13 protein-coding genes are annotated in these 16,508 nt (G+C 71.4%); 6 read left to right on the top strand and 7 right to left on the bottom strand.

Going from position 1 to position 16,508, the window contains the following annotated elements:
* Positions 1–51: 51 nt before the first annotated feature.
* The 3 genes from AB0447_RS13270 (at position 52) to AB0447_RS13260 (ending at position 3,353) form a co-directional block, all read left to right on the top strand.
* A complete protein-coding gene (locus tag AB0447_RS13270; RefSeq protein WP_366476711.1) occupies positions 52–1,527 on the top strand; it encodes a family 2 encapsulin nanocompartment cargo protein terpene cyclase in 1,476 nt (491 codons plus the stop codon).
* A gap of 2 nt (positions 1,528–1,529) precedes the next feature.
* The gene (locus AB0447_RS13265; RefSeq protein ID WP_366476710.1) at positions 1,530–2,438 is read left to right on the top strand and encodes a geranyl diphosphate 2-C-methyltransferase; all 909 of its coding nucleotides are present in this window, start codon (positions 1,530–1,532) and stop codon (positions 2,436–2,438) included.
* Positions 2,439–3,017: 579 nt separating this feature from the next.
* Positions 3,018–3,353 (top strand): hypothetical protein, encoded by a 336-nt coding sequence (locus AB0447_RS13260; protein WP_366476709.1) that lies wholly within the window; start codon positions 3,018–3,020, stop codon positions 3,351–3,353.
* 168 nt (positions 3,354–3,521) lie between these two features.
* Here the strand turns inward: AB0447_RS13260 and AB0447_RS13255 are convergent, their stop codons facing one another.
* Positions 3,522–4,709: a PLP-dependent aminotransferase family protein gene (locus tag AB0447_RS13255; protein WP_366476708.1), complete on the bottom strand. Its 1,188-nt coding sequence runs from the start codon at positions 4,707–4,709 to the stop codon at positions 3,522–3,524.
* 193 nt (positions 4,710–4,902) lie between these two features.
* Here AB0447_RS13255 and AB0447_RS13250 point away from each other — a divergent pair, with 193 nt between their 5' ends.
* Positions 4,903–5,751, top strand: coding sequence for a hypothetical protein (locus AB0447_RS13250; protein ID WP_366476707.1), 849 nt, complete (start codon positions 4,903–4,905; stop codon positions 5,749–5,751).
* A 115-nt stretch (positions 5,752–5,866) separates the two neighbouring features.
* Here AB0447_RS13250 and AB0447_RS13245 read toward each other — a convergent pair whose 3' ends face one another.
* The 3 genes from AB0447_RS13245 to AB0447_RS13235 all read right to left on the bottom strand — a co-directional run bounded on the left by AB0447_RS13245 (position 5,867) and on the right by AB0447_RS13235 (position 8,190).
* Positions 5,867–6,079: a DUF397 domain-containing protein gene (locus tag AB0447_RS13245; protein ID WP_366476706.1), complete on the bottom strand. Its 213-nt coding sequence runs from the start codon at positions 6,077–6,079 to the stop codon at positions 5,867–5,869.
* Positions 6,080–6,305: 226 nt separating this feature from the next.
* Positions 6,306–7,187 carry a helix-turn-helix transcriptional regulator gene (locus AB0447_RS13240; protein WP_366476705.1) on the bottom strand — a complete coding sequence of 294 codons (882 nt, stop codon included), beginning with the start codon at positions 7,185–7,187 and terminating at the stop codon, positions 6,306–6,308.
* A gap of 265 nt (positions 7,188–7,452) precedes the next feature.
* Positions 7,453–8,190 (bottom strand): GPP34 family phosphoprotein, encoded by a 738-nt coding sequence (locus AB0447_RS13235; protein ID WP_366476704.1) that lies wholly within the window; start codon positions 8,188–8,190, stop codon positions 7,453–7,455.
* 160 nt (positions 8,191–8,350) lie between these two features.
* Here AB0447_RS13235 and AB0447_RS13230 point away from each other — a divergent pair, with 160 nt between their 5' ends.
* Positions 8,351–11,128 (top strand): hypothetical protein, encoded by a 2,778-nt coding sequence (locus AB0447_RS13230; RefSeq protein ID WP_366476703.1) that lies wholly within the window; start codon positions 8,351–8,353, stop codon positions 11,126–11,128.
* Between the two features lie 185 nt (positions 11,129–11,313).
* Positions 11,314–13,245: an MFS transporter gene (locus AB0447_RS13225; RefSeq protein WP_366476771.1), complete on the top strand. Its 1,932-nt coding sequence runs from the start codon at positions 11,314–11,316 to the stop codon at positions 13,243–13,245.
* Between the two features lie 40 nt (positions 13,246–13,285).
* Here AB0447_RS13225 and AB0447_RS13220 read toward each other — a convergent pair whose 3' ends face one another.
* The 3 genes from AB0447_RS13220 to pgsB are packed head-to-tail and all read right to left on the bottom strand — an operon-like array spanning position 13,286 to position 16,507.
* Positions 13,286–14,365 carry an NlpC/P60 family protein gene (locus tag AB0447_RS13220; RefSeq protein WP_366476702.1) on the bottom strand — a complete coding sequence of 360 codons (1,080 nt, stop codon included), beginning with the start codon at positions 14,363–14,365 and terminating at the stop codon, positions 13,286–13,288.
* 43 nt (positions 14,366–14,408) lie between these two features.
* Positions 14,409–14,891 (bottom strand): poly-gamma-glutamate biosynthesis protein PgsC/CapC, encoded by a 483-nt coding sequence (locus AB0447_RS13215; protein WP_366476701.1) that lies wholly within the window; start codon positions 14,889–14,891, stop codon positions 14,409–14,411.
* On the bottom strand, positions 14,888–16,507 hold the full coding sequence (pgsB, locus tag AB0447_RS13210; RefSeq protein ID WP_366476700.1) for a poly-gamma-glutamate synthase PgsB: 1,620 nt from the start codon (positions 16,505–16,507) through the stop codon (positions 14,888–14,890). Before pgsB ends, AB0447_RS13215 begins: the two co-directional genes overlap by 4 nt.
* Between the last annotated feature and the right edge of the window lies 1 nt (position 16,508).

Below are 16,508 nucleotides of genomic sequence, written 5' to 3'. Positions count from 1 at the left end.
CCGGGGGCCCGGGGCCCGGGACGGACCGACCCCCTCACCAAGGAGCCATGGATGCCCGAGCCCGGGCTTTCCCCTCTGCAGTCGAGCCTGCCTGGCGCTGCGGCCCGCTTCGGGGCCCACGTCCTCGCCGACGCCGGCGCCCACGCACCCGCCGAGGTCGAAGCCGCCGGCAGCGGCCGGCCCGCCCTGCCTTCCGGGCCTTCCCTGCCCTTCGCGCGCGTCACCGCCCCTGACGCGGGGGCCGTGGCCGTGCCCGGGGCGGTGGACGTGGCCGTGCCCGGACCGGTGGACGTGGCCGTGCCCGTGGATGTGGCCGTTCCGGGGCCGTGGGCGGACGCGGGTGGGCCTGCGCCCGCGCCCGCCGCCGGCCCGGGTGGCGACCTGCTCGCTCAACCCGTCCGGGAGGGCGCCGCCACCGTGCCGGACGTGAAGGCCTTCGTGGAACGGCTCCGGCGCGGCCCGAGCGGCCTGGGGACGGCCGGGCTGCACTTCGCACCGCGCGAGCAGCCGCTCGCGCCGGAGCGGCCTTCGGCGCCGCCGGCGGCGGGGGGCAGGCCCATCCCCGGCCTCTACCACCACCCGATTCCGGAGCCCGACCCCGCCCGCGTGGAGGAGGTCAGCCGCCGGATCAAGCGATGGGCGGTGGACGAGGTCCAGGCGTACCCCCCGGAGTGGGAGGACCAGTTCGACGGCTTCTCCGTGGGCCGCTACATGGTCGCCTGCCACCCGGACGCCCCGACCCTCGACCACCTGATGATCGCCACGCGGCTGATGGTCGCCGAGAACGTGGTCGACGACTGCTACTGCGAGGACCACGGCGGCACGCCCGTCGGCCTCGGCGGCAGGCTCCTGCTGGCGCACACGGCCCTCGACCCGGTCCACACGACGGAGGAGTACCACCCGGCGTGGGCGGAGTCGCTCCTCTCGGACGCCCCGCGGCGCTCCTACCGGTCCGCCATGGCGTACTTCGTCCAGGCGGCGACCGCGTCGCAGGCAGACCGGTTCCGGCACGACATGGCCCGGCTGCACATGGGGTACCTGGCCGAGGCCGCCTGGGCCGAGACGAAATACGTCCCGGAGGTCTCCGAGTACCTGGCGATGCGCCAGTTCAACAACTTCCGCCCCTGCCCCACCATCACCGACACCGTCGGCGGCTACGAACTCCCGGCGGACCTGCACGCCCTGCCCGCCATGCAGCGGGTGATCGCGCTGGCGGGCAACGCCACCACCATCTCCAACGACCTGTACTCGTACACGAAGGAACTCGAAAGCCCCGGCCTGCACCTGAACCTGCCGGTGGTGATCGCCGAACGGGAGGGCCTCTCCGACAAGGAGGCCTACCTGAAGGCGGTCGGGATCCACAACGACCTCATGCACGAGTTCGAGGCCGCGGCCGCCGAACTGGCCGCCTCCTGCCCCGATCCGCGGGTGCTGCGCTTCCTGCGCGGAGTCGCCGCATGGGTCGACGGCAACCACTACTGGCACCAGACCAACACCTACCGCTACAGCCTGCCCGACTTCTGGTAAGGATGGACTTATCCGTGACTAGCACCGAACTCACCACCGCCAACGGCTCTTCCGCCGGCACCTCCCTGTTCATCCCCGCCCCGGTGACGCCCTACCAGGGCGACATCGCCCGCTACTGGAACAACGAGGCCAGGCCCGTCAACCTGCGTCTCGGCGACGTCGACGGCCTTTACCACCACCACTACGGCATCGGCGACGTCGACCACGCCGCCCTCGGGGACGCCGACGACAGCGAATACGAGAAGAAGCTGATCGCCGAGCTCCACCGCCTGGAGTCGGCGCAGACCGAAGTCCTCCTGGACCACCTCGGCCCCATCGGGCGCGAGGACACGCTCGTGGACGCCGGCTGCGGCCGCGGCGGCTCGATGGTCATGGCCCACCAGCGGTTCGGATGCAAGGTCGAGGGCGTCACCCTGTCGGCCAAGCAGGCCGATTTCGCCAACCAGCGCGCCGGTGAACTCGGCATCGAGGACCATGTCCGCGCCCGCGTCTGCAACATGCTCAGCACTCCCTTCGAGACCGGGCAGGCCGCGGCCTCGTGGAACAACGAGTCGAGCATGTACGTCGACCTCCAGGACCTCATGGCCGAGCACTCCCGCGTCCTGGCGGTCGGCGGCCGGTACGTGACCATCACCGGCTGCTGGAACCCCCGTTACGGCCAGCCCTCGAAGTGGGTCTCCCAGATCAACGCGCACTTCGAGTGCAACATCCACTCCCGCCGCGAGTACCTGCGCGCCATGGCCGACAACCGCCTCGTCCCCCAGGCGGTCATCGACCTGACCCCGGCGACCCTCCCGTACTGGAAGCTGCGGGCCACCTCCTCGCTGGTCACCGGCATCGAAGAGGCGTTCATCAACTCCTACGAGGACGGCTCCTTCCAGTACGTCCTGATCGCCGCCGACCGCGTCTGACCCATCCCTGACGGCAGGGCCGGTCCCGTGACGCACGGGCCCGGCCCTTCGTGCGCCTGCTGATCAACCACTTGCCGGCCGGGTCCGGTTGAGCGCGGTGCGGGTGGTGCGCGGCATGGTGCGGCCCGCCATCAACCCCTAAAGAACCGGGGGAAAGAACCCACCAACCCAACCAACCGCGGCTCGTCGCTCACACGGGTGAACTGTCCCAACTGGGCTGGAAATCGGCATGGGTTGCGGGCATGTGCTCGCCGCGACAACCCCAGACATGCGTCGGCCCCCGCCGGGAGTGGCTTCCCGAGCGAGGGCCTGACCAACGAGGAAGAAGCACCTTCCCGATGGCTTTCCAGCACTTTAGCGCGGCCGCGTCCGCGCAGTCCCGCATTCCTGCCGAGACCCCCCGATCCGGTGTCAACCACGTGAACGATGACCAGAAGATGCAGTTCACCGTCGTCGGCAACCACCTCGCGCAACACGCCGAGCTGTCGCTGACTGCGCGTGGGCTGGCCCTCTACATCCAACTCCGCCCCGGGCCCGACCGCGGTGCCGGACCCCGCGCCGGAGGCGGCGGACCAGCCCGTGGACCAGACGCTGTCGATCAAGGACATCCACTGGCTGGCCCCGCACGTGACCCGCTGGCTGGAGCGCGGCGCCCGCCCCTCCGCCATCAGCCACACCCTGACGGCGGGCCTCCCGACGGACCTGCGCCACCCGGCCGCCCTGTTTGCCCACCGCCTCCGCGAGCTCATGCCGCCGCCGGGTCCGGCCACCGCCTTCGGCCCGCCCCCGACGCAACCCCCGGACCTGCCCCGTCCCCACCCCCTCCGGACCTGCGACGGCTGCGAACGCGCCTTCCGCGCCCCCGAGCCGGGCCGGTGCCGGGATTGCGGGGCCGGTGGGAAGCAGGCTGCCTAGCATGAAGGTGATGACTCGGGCCTCAGGGCGCAGACGAGGAGCCAGCACCGCACCATCGCCTGACTGGACGATCTCCACCGGGGGACTGCCCCGGTACTCGCCCGAGAGCTAGGGCGTCCCGCGGCCGGACCGGTACGCGGCCGCGTCCGACAGGTCTGACCGGACGGCTCAGCCTGCGGCGCGGGACAGGCGGCGGAGGCCCTCGGCGATCTCCTGCGGGGTGTGGGTGGTGAAGGACAGGCGCAGGGTGCGGGGGTCCGGGGACGTGCTGAAGAAGGGGGCGCCGGGGACGAAGGCCACGTCGTTCGCGACCGCCGACTTCAGGAAGGCCGTCGCGTCCCAGCCCTCCGGGAGCCGGGCCCACACGAACATGCCGCCCTCGGGCCGGTTCCACACCGACCCCGCCGGGAGGGCCCCCGGAAGGCCCGCGAGGAGCGCGTCGCGGCGGGCGCGGTAGGCGCCGCGGATCCGCGCCACGTGCGCGTCCAGGTCCGCGGCCGCCAGGTAGTGCGCCGCCGCCAGCTGGTCCACCGTCGAGGTGTGCAGGTCGGCCGCCTGCTTGGCCACCACCGCCGCGCGGCGCAGCGCCTGCGGGGCGCGCAGCCAGCCCAGCCGCAGCCCCGGGGCCATGATCTTGGAGAAGCTGCCGAGGAGCGCCGTACGGTCCTCGGCGCCCGGGTGCGCCGCCACCCAGGGCACCTCGGCGCCCTCGTAGCGGAGTTCGCCGTACGGGTCGTCCTCCACCAGCCACAGGCCGAGCCGGGCCGCGATCTCCGCGACCGCCGCCCGCCGGGCCGCCGGGAGGGTGCGGCCCGTGGGGTTCTGGAAGGTGGGCACGGAGTAGAGGAGTTTGGGGTGCTCGCGCAGGACCAGCTCCTCCAGGGCCTCCGGGAGGATGCCGTTCTCGTCGCAGGGGACGGCGACCACCCGGGCGCCCGCCAGCCCGAAGCACTGGAGGGCGGCCAGGTAGGTCGGGTTCTCGACCAGGACGACGTCCCCCGGCTCGACGAGGGTCGCCGTGATCAGGGTGAGGGCCTGCTGCGAGCCGGTGGTGATCAGGAGGTCGTCCGGGCCGGTGGGCAGGCCGCGCCCGGTCACCCGCGCCGCGACGGCCTCGCGGAGCTCCGGCGCGCCCTCGGTGGTCGAGTACTGCAGGGCCCGGCGCGGCGCGGCCGTGAAGGCGGCGTCGTACGCGGCCCGCAGGCCGTCCGCGTCGAACAGCTCGGGCGCGGGCAGGCCGCCGGCGAAGGAGATGACCCCGGGCCGTTCGGTCAGCGCGAGGATCTCCCGTACGGGCGACCCTCCGACCGAGCGCGCGCGGGCGGCGAACGCGGGCGGCGGCTGCTGGACGCTCATACGGTCTCCCTGGCTGAAAACGGATCGGTGGGTGGCGGACACACTAGTGAAGAAATGTGTATCCGCCAATCACTTGTCTGTGACCTGGACTCCCTTGTGGGAAAGCCCCGTTGAGGCCGGACCGCTGCCGCGCAATCTCCCCGCCCGGTCCCGACCCCTCCCCATCTGACGTGGCATCAGCTAAACCGGTGCCATGACGACCGATGAGCAGAACCGACGGGTCGAGGACTATGCCGAACTCGCGGCCGTGGGCCCGTACGGCGTGCATCCCGGCCATGCGCTGATCACCATGGTGGAGCCGCACCCGGGACACGAGTACGCGTACAACCGCTGGTACGAGGACGACCACTACTACGCCGGGGCGATGGCCATGCCCTGGATGTATGCCGGGCGGCGCTGGGTGGCCACCCGCGACCTGCAGGAACTGCGGTACCCGGAGAAGTCGGCGGTCGCGCAGCCCGTCACCGCAGGCTGCTACATCTCGACGTACTGGATCACCGACGGCCGCTACGACGAGCACATGAAGTGGACCGTCGGGATCAACAAGCGGCTCAACCGGGACGCCCGGGTCTACCAGGACCGGACGCACGTCTTCACGTCCTTCCAGGACCACGAGGCCACCGTCTACCGGGACGGCGCCGCCGGTCCCCGCGACTTCCACGCGCTGGACCACCCGTACGAGGGGCTCGTCGTCCAGGTCGTCGACGCGGAGGGGCCGGAGCAGCGGGCGGAGGTGCTGGAGTGGCTGCGCTCGCGGGCCCTGCCGAAGCGGCTGGCGGGCGGACCTGCGGCGATGGTGACGGTGTTCCGGCCGACGCCGCTGCCCGGGGACCGGATGACGTACGTGAAGCAGGTCGAGGGGGTCGACACCCGGCTGACCCTGCTCTGGTTCCTGGAGGAGGACCCGCGCACCTGCTGGGACCGTTTCCGGGGCCTGGACGCGGAGCTCGCGGAGTCCGGTACGGGCGGCCGGGTGGAACTGGTGGCGCCGTTCATCCCGACCGTGCCGGGGACGAACCGCTACGTCGACCGACTGCGGTAGCGGGGGCCCGGAACATGGCCGAGCCCCCTCGGCCGGGACGGCGGACCAGTCGAGAGGGCTCTTTCGGTGACACTGTTGAATTCCAAGAGGACTGCCGGGATGTTCGCCGTGTTGTTCAGGCGAGGCGTCCCAGGCCGCCTTCGGTGACTCCGTTGACGAAGGAGCTCCACGAAGCCGGCGCGAAGGTGACGGACGGACCGTCCTGCACCTTCGAGTCACGGACCGCGATGGCCTCCATGACGGGGGACTTGACCTCGATGCACGCACCGTTGCCGGTGGAGTAGGAGGACTTGGTCCAGTTTTCCGTTGCACCCTGACGAATAGCCATGTTCTCTCCGGTCCAGCGAGTTCTGCCGATGTGGCGCCAACCTTTTCCCGGTTGGCGTGATCGACGCTACTCGCACCGCCCGACGGGTGAAGAGGGCATTCACTCGACCGGGTGGCATATTCCATTCAGGCCTTCTGTGGCCGGGAGGTGACGGTGTACCGTACCGGCCTTCCCCGGATCCCTGCCGCGCCGGTCGCACGCCTGCCGCCGTGCATGTCGGCTCTTGTCAGGCCTTCTCCGCATATTCGGCGATGATGTCGGAAATGAACTCCCGGGTCTGTTCCACATTGTGTGCCTGAGCGCGCAGATGCTCGTACATCACGCTGTACTTCTGCACATCATTGGCCTTCTCCAGGTACAAATCGCTCGTCACGCCCTCGATGTAGACGACCGTCGAGTCGGATGCGTCCGGGAATTCCAGAATGGCGTACTGCCCGTTCACCCCCGGATGCGCGCCCATCGAGAACGGCATCACCTGGACGGTGACGTGCGGCAGTTCCGACTGCTCTATCAAGTGCTCCAGCTGCCGGATCATCAGCTGCTCGTCGCCCACCCGCCGGCGCAGTGCCGCCTCGTCGATGACCGCCCACAGCCGCAGCGGACCGAGGTCCGGATTGTTGTTGGCGGTCTCCGAGAGCCGGTCCTGCCGCCGCATCCGGACCTGGACGCGCTTCTCGATGTCCACCGGCGCGGTCTCCGGCAGCGCGCCGCGGATGATGGCCTGGGCGTACTCCGGGGTCTGCAACAGACCCGGCACGACCTGCGGCTCGTACACGCGCAGGCTGGCCGCGTCGGTCTCCAGGCCGATGTAGACGCTGTACGGAATGTCGCCGAAGGCGTGCCACCAGCCCTGCTGGCGGGAGTCCTTGGCCATCTGCATGAGCGAGTCCACGAGCCTCCGGTCCTCCACCTCGTACACCTCGCACAGGTCGCGGACGTCCCGCTGGCTGATCGAGCGGCGGCCGTTCTCCAGTCGGCTGATCTTGGACTGGGAGACCAGCAGGCGCTCGGCCACCTGTTCGGCCGTCATGCCCTTGTCCTCACGGAGCTTGCGCAACTCCATGCCGAGTCGGCGCCGTCGGACGGTGGGATTGACATTGGACGCCACGGGAACGGCACCTCCGCCTTCTGTCTCTGTGCGTGCTCTGTGAGCGCTACGTGTCTGATGATGAGCAGACTGCCACCGAACGGTGCGTCAGCGCTCGGGAATGTGCAGGAAAACAGATGCGCGGGGTGGCGGGGCCGGCGGACCGGCCTCGCCACCCCGCGCGTTGGCGCCGATGGCTGTGCGGTGGATCTGCTGGTGCGGATCGTGCGGATGCTGCCGGTGTTGCGGGTCGTACGGGTCGTACGGGTCGTGCCGGTCGTGCGGATCAGTGCGCGGCGCCGGCTCGGGCCATCGGAGCACCCCGACGCGGCTGCAGCGGAACGCTGCCGGCCGGTGCGGAGGCCGTTGCCGTTGCGGCACGCTCGCGGCGCGGCTGGGCGGCCACACCGTTCTGGACGTCCATCACGGCATGCGCCACGAGGCCGCCCATGGGGTCGTGCCGGATCAGGTCCCGCAGCCGGGACCTGGAGGAACGACCCTCGTTACCGGGGTACAGGTGCTTGCCGAGACCGACCGCATGGGCCAGCGCGGCGAGCGCCGCGGTCCGCGGGTCCGGTGGTACGCCGGTGCGGATCGCCGTGTCGAGCCGGGCACGGATCTCCCGGCTGATGGCCGTGTCGGTCGCCTGGTAGCGAGTCGTCGGCAGCACCCCGCACATCTGTCCCGCGACGGCATGGACCATGCCGCAACGCTCCAGATGAGCGAGGTAAATCTGGCGGAGCCCCAGCCGGGGTCCACCGATCCAGTGGACGGCCCGTACCGGGCTGCCGCGCCTGCGCAGCAGTTCCAGTGCGGAGTCCAGAGTCGGATCTCCTGTCGGCCGTGGCATCACCACGGCGATACGATCCCCATCAGGGGCTATCCGTCCGGCCAGAGCCAGCTCTACTAGCTGTGCCCCGGCCAGGCCGAGGTCGAGCGACTGCGGCTGCGCCGTGGTTCCCGTGGCCGGGTCCAAGGCGAGCAGCAGAAGCTCCTCCGGAATTGTTCTGCGGCTCCTGCCCATCCATGCCTCCCCGCGTGGATGAGTGACAGGGTGACCCCTCTCACATTCATCTGTCGAGAGTGCCTGTCTTCTTTGTGGGGGAACCGGCAGCTATGTCGTTCTCGTCTAGCACGGGGGCGATGCCCCCTAGACGGGACACTGTTAGACGGTTCGGACAGCGATGGAGGAGGAACTGGTGGCGGGCGAGTCCCCCGACAAGTCGGTAGAGCAGGGTTCGTCGGGAGCGGCGGCGGCCTCTGCGGATCAGGAGCGCGGGCCCAAGGGGTCTGCCGCTTCTGCGTCGCCGGAGCGTGACCCCCGCCTGTCCGTGCTGCGCCCGCGCGAGGCCGGGTCGGAAGACCCGCTGCGGGCGGCGGTGGCGGCGTGGGTGGCCACCGCGGACCCGGCCGACGCCGATTCCGAGAAGCCGTCCTCCGACGGCGGTTCGGCGAAGCCGTCGTCCGACGCCGCCGAGCCGGCCGCTGCAAATGGTGCGAAGCCTGCCGCCGATGCTGCCGAGCCGGCCCCGGCGGCCGCCGACGCGGCGCCTGCCGCTCCCGCTTCCGCTTCCGCTTCCGCGGCCCCGGTCGCAAAGCCTGCGGGCCCGGCCCCGGCTGACGCCGGTTCGGCCGAGCCTGCGGACGACGACGCCGAGCCGGCTGCGGCGGACTCGGAGCGGACCGCGGTGTTCCGCGCGGTACGGACCGACACGCCCGGCAAGGGTTCCGGTTCTGCCGGTGAGGCAGCGGCGGACAAGCCCGGGGAAGATGCGGCCCCGGCTGCTGCCGACGCACCGCCTGCCGGTTCCGCTTCTGCTGCCCCCGCCGCGAAGCCCGCGGCCTCGGCCCCGGCCGAAGCGGGTTCGGCAAAGCCTGCCGACGACGACGCAGAATCGGCTGCCGCCGACTCGGAGCGCACGGCGGTGTTCCGCGCGGTGCGGCCCACGGCGGCTGCGGGTGCTTCCGCTTCTGTGCGGACGGCAGCGGCGGACAAGCCCGCGGGCGATGCGGCCCCGGCTGCTGCCGGTTCGGCGAAGCCGTCGTCCGACGCCGCCGAGTCGGCTGCGGCGGACTCGGAGCGGACCGCGGTGTTCCGCGCGGTGCGGCCCGACGCGCCCGGCAAGGGTTCCGGTTCCGCCGGGACGGCAGCGGCGGACAAGCCCGCGGACGATGCGGACCCGGCCGACTCGGAGCGGACCGCGGTGTTCCGTGCGGTGCGGCCCGATGGGGCCGGCAAGGGTTCCGCTTCCGGTGGAGCGGCCCCGGCTGCGAAGCCGAAGCCGGGTTCCGCTTCGGGCGGTGACTCCGGGAAGCGCGACGGCGTTCTCGGTGGCATGCGCGAAGACTCCGCACCCGCCACCGAAGATTCCGCTTCCGGTCCGGAGGACAGCGAGAAGACCGCCGTCTTCCGCGCCGTCCGCCCCGGAGCAGCGGCCCCCACCGCGCCCTCCTCGCCCTCCACCCCCTCCGACAAGGAGTGGTTCCGGCCCGCCGCGCCCTCCGCGTCCGGCAGCGAGCGCAGCAGCACCTTCGTGCCGCTCCGTACGGATGACGCGCCCCGGGCCAAGCCCGCGCCGACGGCCCCCAAGCCCGCCCCGGCGGCTCCCAAGCCGGCCCCCAGGCCCGCCGTCGACGCGGTCGGCCCCGAGCGGACCACGCAGCAGCCGCTGCCCCCCAGGCCGCCGCTGGACATGCTCGCCGAGCTCACCAACAATCCGCCCCCGCCGCCGAGCGCGATGCGGACCGCCGTCCGGCGGGTCAAGATCTACGCGCCACTGCTCGCGCTGCTCGCCGTCATCCTCGGCATCGTCCAGCTGGTCCGCCCGCTGCCCGATCCGAAGCTGACCATGACCGCCAAGGACACCTTCACCTTCAGCGGCGAGAAGCCGAGCCTGCCCTACCCGAGCGACGGCCAGTCGTACATGGCGGCCGCGGGTCTCGGCACGGTCGGTTCCTCCGGCGAGCAGAAGCCCGTACCGATCGCCAGCGTGACCAAGGCCATGACGGCGTACATCATCCTGCGCGACCACCCCCTCAAGAAGGGGGAAAAGGGTCCGATGATCCCGATCGACAAGCTCGCCGAGTCCGAGGGCAAGAAGGACAAGTCGGACAACGAGTCGACCCTCAACACGGTGAAGGAGGGCGATCAGATCTCGGAGTACGACGCGATCGCGGCCCTCATGATCCCGTCCGCCAACAACATCGCGCGGCTGCTCGCGCGCTGGGACACCGGCGGTGACCAGGAGGCGTTCGTCAAGAAGATGAACGACACCGCCAAGGAACTCGGCATGACCAACACCACGTACACGGACCCCTCGGGTCTGGACTCGACCACGGTCAGCACCGCCGAGGACCAGGTCAAGCTCGGTCTGAAGATCGTCGAGATGGAAGCCCTGGTCGCGATCACCAGGCTGCCCAAGTGGACCGACGCCTCCGGCAAGGAGTGGCGGAACTGGAACGACCTCGTTCCGTTCAACGGCTCGCTCGGCATCAAGACCGGCTCCACCACCAAGGGCGGCGGCAACCTGCTCTTCGCCGCCGAGAAGAAGGTCGGCAAGACCAACCAGCTGATCGTGGGCGCGGTCCTCGGCCAGCACAAGACTCCGATCCTCGGCACCGCGATCGCCGCCAGCAAGGACATGATGCTGGCCACGCAGAAGATGCTGACCGGCGAGCCCGTGGTGAAGAAGGGCCAGGTGGTCGGCTACGTGGACGACGGTCTCGGCGGCCGGACCCCGGTTGCCGCCACCGCCGACGTGGAAGCGGTCGGCTGGCCGTCGGTGACCGTGGCCATCAAGCTGGGCGACGGAGGCGGCAGCCTGCCGCAGTCCGCCAAGGCCGGAACCGAGGTAGGCATGCTGACCGTCGGCGAGGGCGCCAGCCAGGTCAAGGTGCCGGTGGTGCTGAAGAGCGACCTGATCGCTCCCGGCATCGGCAGCAAGCTGACCCGGGTCGGCTGAGAACGGCCGGCCGACCGGCCGACCGGCAAGGACGAAGGTGACGACTCCGGCGCCCCGGGCAACCCCGGGGCGCCGGTACGCGTCTTCGGGGCCAGTGCCCGGGGACGCAGTATGGGGAGTGCGCAGTGACCACCGCTGAGCAGAAGCAGGGGCCGCAGCCGGCGGCCGAGGCCGGCGTCGGCGGCGTGCCCGCAGGGCCGGACATACGGCGGCCGGCAGCCGGCCGCACGCCCGACCCGGCCGGCTCCGGCCCCTCCTCCGCGGCCCCGGCCGCGGCCGGCGGCCCCGCCGGCCCCCGCGGCCCCGGCGACCCCGCGGGCCGTCGGGGGCCGCTCCACACGGCCCGGCGGCACCCCGTGGCCGTCGCCACCGCGGCCGCCGCCGTCCTGCACGTCGTCTGGTTCTTCTTCTTCGCCAACAGCGGCGGGGACCTCGCCGCCCAGGACGCCTGGGCCGAGTTCGTCGGCCGGCATCCGGATTCCGCGTACAACCTCGCCTGGTACGGCGGCATGCACCCGGTCTCCTACAGCGTGGTCTCGCCGTACCTGATGCACGTCCTCGGCGTCCGGACCACCATGATGATCGCCGGCACCCTGTCGGCGGCCCTGCTCGCCCTGATCCTCACCCGCTGCCGGGGCGCCGTCCGCGAGCCGCTGTGGCCCGCCCTCGCCGGGGTCTACGGGCTGTTCTGCAATGCCCTGTCCGGCCGGGTCACCTTCGGACTCGGCGTGCTGTTCGCGCTCGCCGCGGTCGCCGCCGCCTTCTGCTGGCCCCGGAAATGGGCGCGGAAGCGATGGGCGAAAGCCGCCGTCGCCGCGCCGCTGGCCGGGCTCGCCACCGCTTCCAGTCCGGTCGCCGGGCTGTTCCTCGGGGTGGTGGCGGCCGCGCTGTTCCTGAGCGGCCGGCGGCCGGGCGCGTACGCGATCGGGCTCGCGCCGGTGGCCGTGGTCGGGCTCTCGTCCTGGCTGTTCCCGTTCTCCGGCACCCAGCCGATGAAGGTGGGCTCGGCCTGGCTGCCCTTCTTCTTCGCGCTGGTGATCCTCTTCCTCGTACCGAAGCGGTGGAAGACGGTCCGGATCGCCTCCGCGGTGTACGCCCTCGGCGTCTTCCTCACCTGGGTGATCGACTCCCAGGTCGGCTCGAACGTCACCCGTCTGGTGATGCTGTTCGGCGGCGCGGTGCTGCTCGCCGCCCTCCCGTACTCCGTCCGGCGCTCCCGGCACTGGTACGCCGTGCTCCTCGCGTTCGCCGGCCTGATGTCCTGGATCACCGCCAACAGCGTCATGGACATCGTCCGGACCACCCCGGTGGCCGCCTGGAACCGCGAGCTCGCGCCGCTGGTCGACCAGCTGCAGAAGGCCGGCGCCGACCGGGGCCGGGTCGAGGTGGTCCCGGCCAGCAGCCACCGGGAGTCCTCGGCCTTCCCCGCGTACGTGAACCTGGCCCGCGGCTGGAACCGGCAGGCGGACCTGGAACGCAACCCGCTCTTCTACGACGACACGCTGACCGCCGACAGCTACCGGGCCTGGCTGGACCGCTGGGCGGTGCACTACGTGGTGCTGCCGGCCGACAAACCCGACTCGGGCGGCGTGGACGAGGCGGTCCTGGTCCGCGAGGGACTGCCCTACCTCCAGCAGGTGTGGGGCGACGCGAACTGGCAGCTGTTCAAGGTGCACGAGCCGACCCAGCTGGTGGGCGGGCCGGCCCAGGTGGTGCGCGCGGGCGCCGACCGGATGGTGATCGACGTCAAGGAGTCCGGCCGGGTGCTGGTGAAGGTGCCGCACTCGCCGTGGCTGGGCCTGGTGGACGAGGCGGGCAAGGCGGTGGAGCCCCCGCAGGAGACGCCCCTGTCGAAGGCCGGGGGGACGCCAGTGAAGCAGTACGAGAACACGGCCGGGTGCCTGTTCAAGGCGGCGCCGGACCTGGAGGGCGACGTGTGGACGGAGCTGCTGGCCCCGGCCCCCGGCCAGTACCGGCTGGCCGCGAAGTACCAGCTCCCGCGCGGTACGCCCTGCCCGGAGTCGCTGATCTACCAGGCGCTGGGGGCGCCGGAGCGGCCCGGTCTGCCGGAGCGGACCTCCCCGGCAGACAGGCCCGCCCCGCACCGCGGACGCTGAGTCTCGCGGTACGGGGCGGTGGTCGCCGGAGTGTGACGCCTCAGAGGCGCTTGGCGCTGCGCAGGGTCGTCGCGTAGTAGCCGTTGCCGTCCAGGCGCGAGGTGCCGCCCTTGTCGCCGATGGTCGGGCCGTTGGCCTCTTCGCGGCTGGAGATGAAGATCTTGTGGCCCTCGGTGTCGGTGCCGAGGAAGATGCCGGTGTGGTCCAGCCGCTCCCCGGTGCGCCCGTCCAGCTTGAAGAACAGCAGGTCGCCGGGCTGGAGCACGTCGATGGTGGTGGGCCGGTCCGCGGCGCCGACTCCCTTGAGCGGGATGACGTTCACGCCGGCCTTGGAGCGGGCCATGCCGTTGGCGGTGCGCGGCAGGCCGTCGCCGGCGGTGTCCGAGGCCATCAGCGGGAAGCGGGCCCGGTAGCCGAAGACGGTGCGGATGAAGCCGGAGCAGTCCATGGAGCGGTAGCGCGCGGTCTCGGGCTTCTGGGTGACGCCGCTGCGGAACGTGTACGGGATGCCGAGGTAGTCGTAGAAGTCCGACTCCTCCAGGCGGTAGTCGTTGCCGACCGATCCGTTGGGGTTGAGCGGGCCGAAGCTGGCGTCGCCCGCGTAGGGGACGCCCTCCGCGTCCTTCTTCACCGGGGCCTGGTCGCCGTACTGGAAGGCCATCGCGAAGAGGTCGTCCTCCTGGCTGCCGAAGTACTTCTTGAACCAGTCCTTGAACCACTGCTCGCGCTCGGCGCCGTTGCGCCACGGCTCCGGCATCAGCCGCACCCAGTTGTCGGTGACCACCCGGGTCTTGGTGGTGGCCGGCTCGGTGAAGGTGCGGCTGGGTCCGGTGAGGGTGGCGGTGCGGGCGCCGTCGGTGAAGGTGGCGAGGATGGCGCCCTTGCCGTCGCGGAGCACGGAGCGCTCGGGGTTCTTCAGCCGCTCCCACTTCTGGGCGCTCTCGTCGCCCGCCTTCGTGGCACCGCCGACGGGCGTGTCCTTGATGCTCACGATGGCGGGGGCCTTGGCCTGCTCCTCCTTGCGCAGCTCGATGGTGAAGTACGCGCTTCCGGCCAGCAGCGCGATCACGGTGGCCGCGTGCAGGACGGGTCGGGTGCGGCGTTTGGACGAGGCGGTCATCGGTCGCTCCGGGCGAGGTGGGTGGGTCGGCGGGAAGGGGCGGTCACGCGTGCGGCATGACGCCGAGCAGGATGCCGGCGGTCAGCACGACGTACGTCATGAGCGTCGCGGAGCCGGTCGCGAGCAGCGTGGCCCCCTTGGGCTGGCGGACCAGCTGGTAGGCGATCAGGCCGGGCACGATGAAGCCCAGGGTCTGGTTCGCGTACAGCAGCGGGAACTCCATCTGGAGCAGGATCACGACGCCGCCCTGAAGGATCACGCCGATCAGCACGACGGCCGCGAACAGGCGCTTGCCGTAGAGGATCACGAAGCGCTGGACGACGAGCGTGAGGACGTACGTCAGGACGGTGACGCCGACGACGATCGCGGCCCGCTGGAGGTCCTCGATGAGCGTGAGGGCCAGCCAGCCGGGGGTGATCATGCCGCCGGGGGACAGGTTGGTCGTCAGGTAGCAGACGAGGGAGAACAGCAGGCCCAGCGCGATGCCGACGGCGGCGATCTCGGGGGTGAGGACGGCGGGGATCAACGGTGTTCTCCTGGGCTCTGCCACGGCTGGGTCTGCTGCTGGGGCTGCGGGATCTGGCGCTGCTGCGGGGACTGCGGAAGCTGCGGGAGCTGCGGCCGCGGCGGTCCCTGGGGGCGCTGCTGAGGCTGGAAGGCGGGCCACGGCACCGGGGCCGCGTCCTGCGGCTGCCCCTGCGGCTGTCCGTACGTCTGCCCGTACGGCTGCCCCTGCTCCTGCTGGTACGGCTCCTGCTGGTACGGCTCCGGGTGGAAGCCCTGCTGCTGGTACGGGTACTGCGGGGTGCGCTGGTGCGGGACCTGGTCCCATGCCCGGCGGGCTTCCTCGGCGGGGGCCAGGTTCCCGTACGGGTCGAGGGGCCGGACGTAGAGGCCCATCGTCTCGTCGTGCCGGACGTGGTCCGTGGGCGCGCCCGGGGCGGGCCGCGCGTCGCCGTCCTCCTCGAAGGAGGGCAGCTCGGCGAGGTGCTCCAGCAGGATCTCGCCCTGGCCGTGGATGTTGCCGATGGCGACGAGCGAGGACTCGGGGCCGAGGTGGTCGAGCAGCTCGTGCATGAACTCCTCGCCGTCGCGCTCGCCGCCGAGGTCGACCGCGCGGTCACGCCACTCGGCGGGGATCGCGTCGATGGCGCTCTTGGCCGGGTGGCCGATGACGAACACCTTGTCGGGCTGCAGGTCGGGCACGATCTGGCCCATCTGGCCGTTGCGCTCGACCCGGTCGGGGCGGCAGTTGATGACCACGTTCAGCGGGCGGCTGATCGCTCCGAGGTCGAGCAGCTGGTTGATGTTCATCAGCGTCGACTCGGGGTCGTTGGCCGCGAAGACGTTGGCGAACCGGAGCCGCTTGTCGCCCGGGGCGATGTAGCGGTCGACGGAGAGGACGCCGGGGTCCGGCGGGGCGTCGTACATGCCCTGCATGGCGGTCTTGCGGTCGATGCCGAGGAGGTCGGCGACGGTCAGCGCGATCGCCACGTTCTCCTTGAAGGTGAACCAGCTGAAGCCGCGCAGCTCCTCGTCGGTGACCATCTCGGGGTCGGCGTAGATGAGCTGGCAGTTCCGCGCGTCCGCCTCCTCCTGGAGGACGTGGAAGCGGTCCTTCTCGGCGGTGACGCAGATGCCGCCGTGCGGCATCGAGCGGGACAGCGAGCGGCCGATGTCGTCGAGGGTCGGGCCCATCTCGGCGACGTGGTCCTCACGGACGTTGCACAGTACGCCGATCGTGGACTGGATCAGCTTGGCCTGGTTGAGCTCCTGGAGCGGCGGCATGACCGCCATGCACTCCATGACCAGGGCGTCGGGCTGGTAGGCCGCGGCGCGCCGCACGATGCCGATCTGCTCGACGACGTTCGCGATGCCGAACTTGCGGTAGACCGGCTCCTCGGTGGCGTCGGGGTGGATGAAGCGGGCCGCGGTGCCGGTGGTCTTGGCGACCGTGACCAGTCCGCCGCCGCGCAGCGCGCCCGCAACCAGCCGGGTGATGGAACTCTTGCCGCGGATGCCGTTGACGAGCACCCGGGTGGGTATCTCGTCCAGGTTGGCGAAGTGGCGCCGCTGCTCGATGATGCCGGCGACCAGCATCAGCACGCAGCACACCACCAGCACGGTGTAGAGGAAGAGCACG

The sequence above is a fragment of the Streptomyces sp. NPDC051211 genome (genome assembly GCF_040689505.1).
GTDB lineage: Bacteria > Actinomycetota > Actinomycetes > Streptomycetales > Streptomycetaceae > Streptomyces.
Note: the sequence above shows the minus strand (reverse complement) of the source record. Positions and strands in the feature narration are given on the sequence as shown.

Bases quoted from the DNA above. Each gene is read 5' to 3' on its own strand.
- AB0447_RS13270 (WP_366476711.1), top strand. From the start codon at position 52: ATGCCCGAGCCCGGGCTTTCCCCTCTGCAGTCGAGCCTGCCTGGCGCT.
- AB0447_RS13265 (WP_366476710.1), top strand. From the start codon at position 1,530: ATGGACTTATCCGTGACTAGCACCGAACTCACCACCGCCAACGGCTCT.
- AB0447_RS13255 (WP_366476708.1), bottom strand. From the start codon at position 4,709: ATGAGCGTCCAGCAGCCGCCGCCCGCGTTCGCCGCCCGCGCGCGCTCG.
- AB0447_RS13250 (WP_366476707.1), top strand. From the start codon at position 4,903: ATGACGACCGATGAGCAGAACCGACGGGTCGAGGACTATGCCGAACTC.
- AB0447_RS13245 (WP_366476706.1), bottom strand. From the start codon at position 6,079: ATGGCTATTCGTCAGGGTGCAACGGAAAACTGGACCAAGTCCTCCTAC.
- AB0447_RS13235 (WP_366476704.1), bottom strand. From the start codon at position 8,190: ATGGGCAGGAGCCGCAGAACAATTCCGGAGGAGCTTCTGCTGCTCGCC.
- AB0447_RS13230 (WP_366476703.1), top strand. From the start codon at position 8,351: ATGGAGGAGGAACTGGTGGCGGGCGAGTCCCCCGACAAGTCGGTAGAG.
- AB0447_RS13220 (WP_366476702.1), bottom strand. From the start codon at position 14,365: ATGACCGCCTCGTCCAAACGCCGCACCCGACCCGTCCTGCACGCGGCC.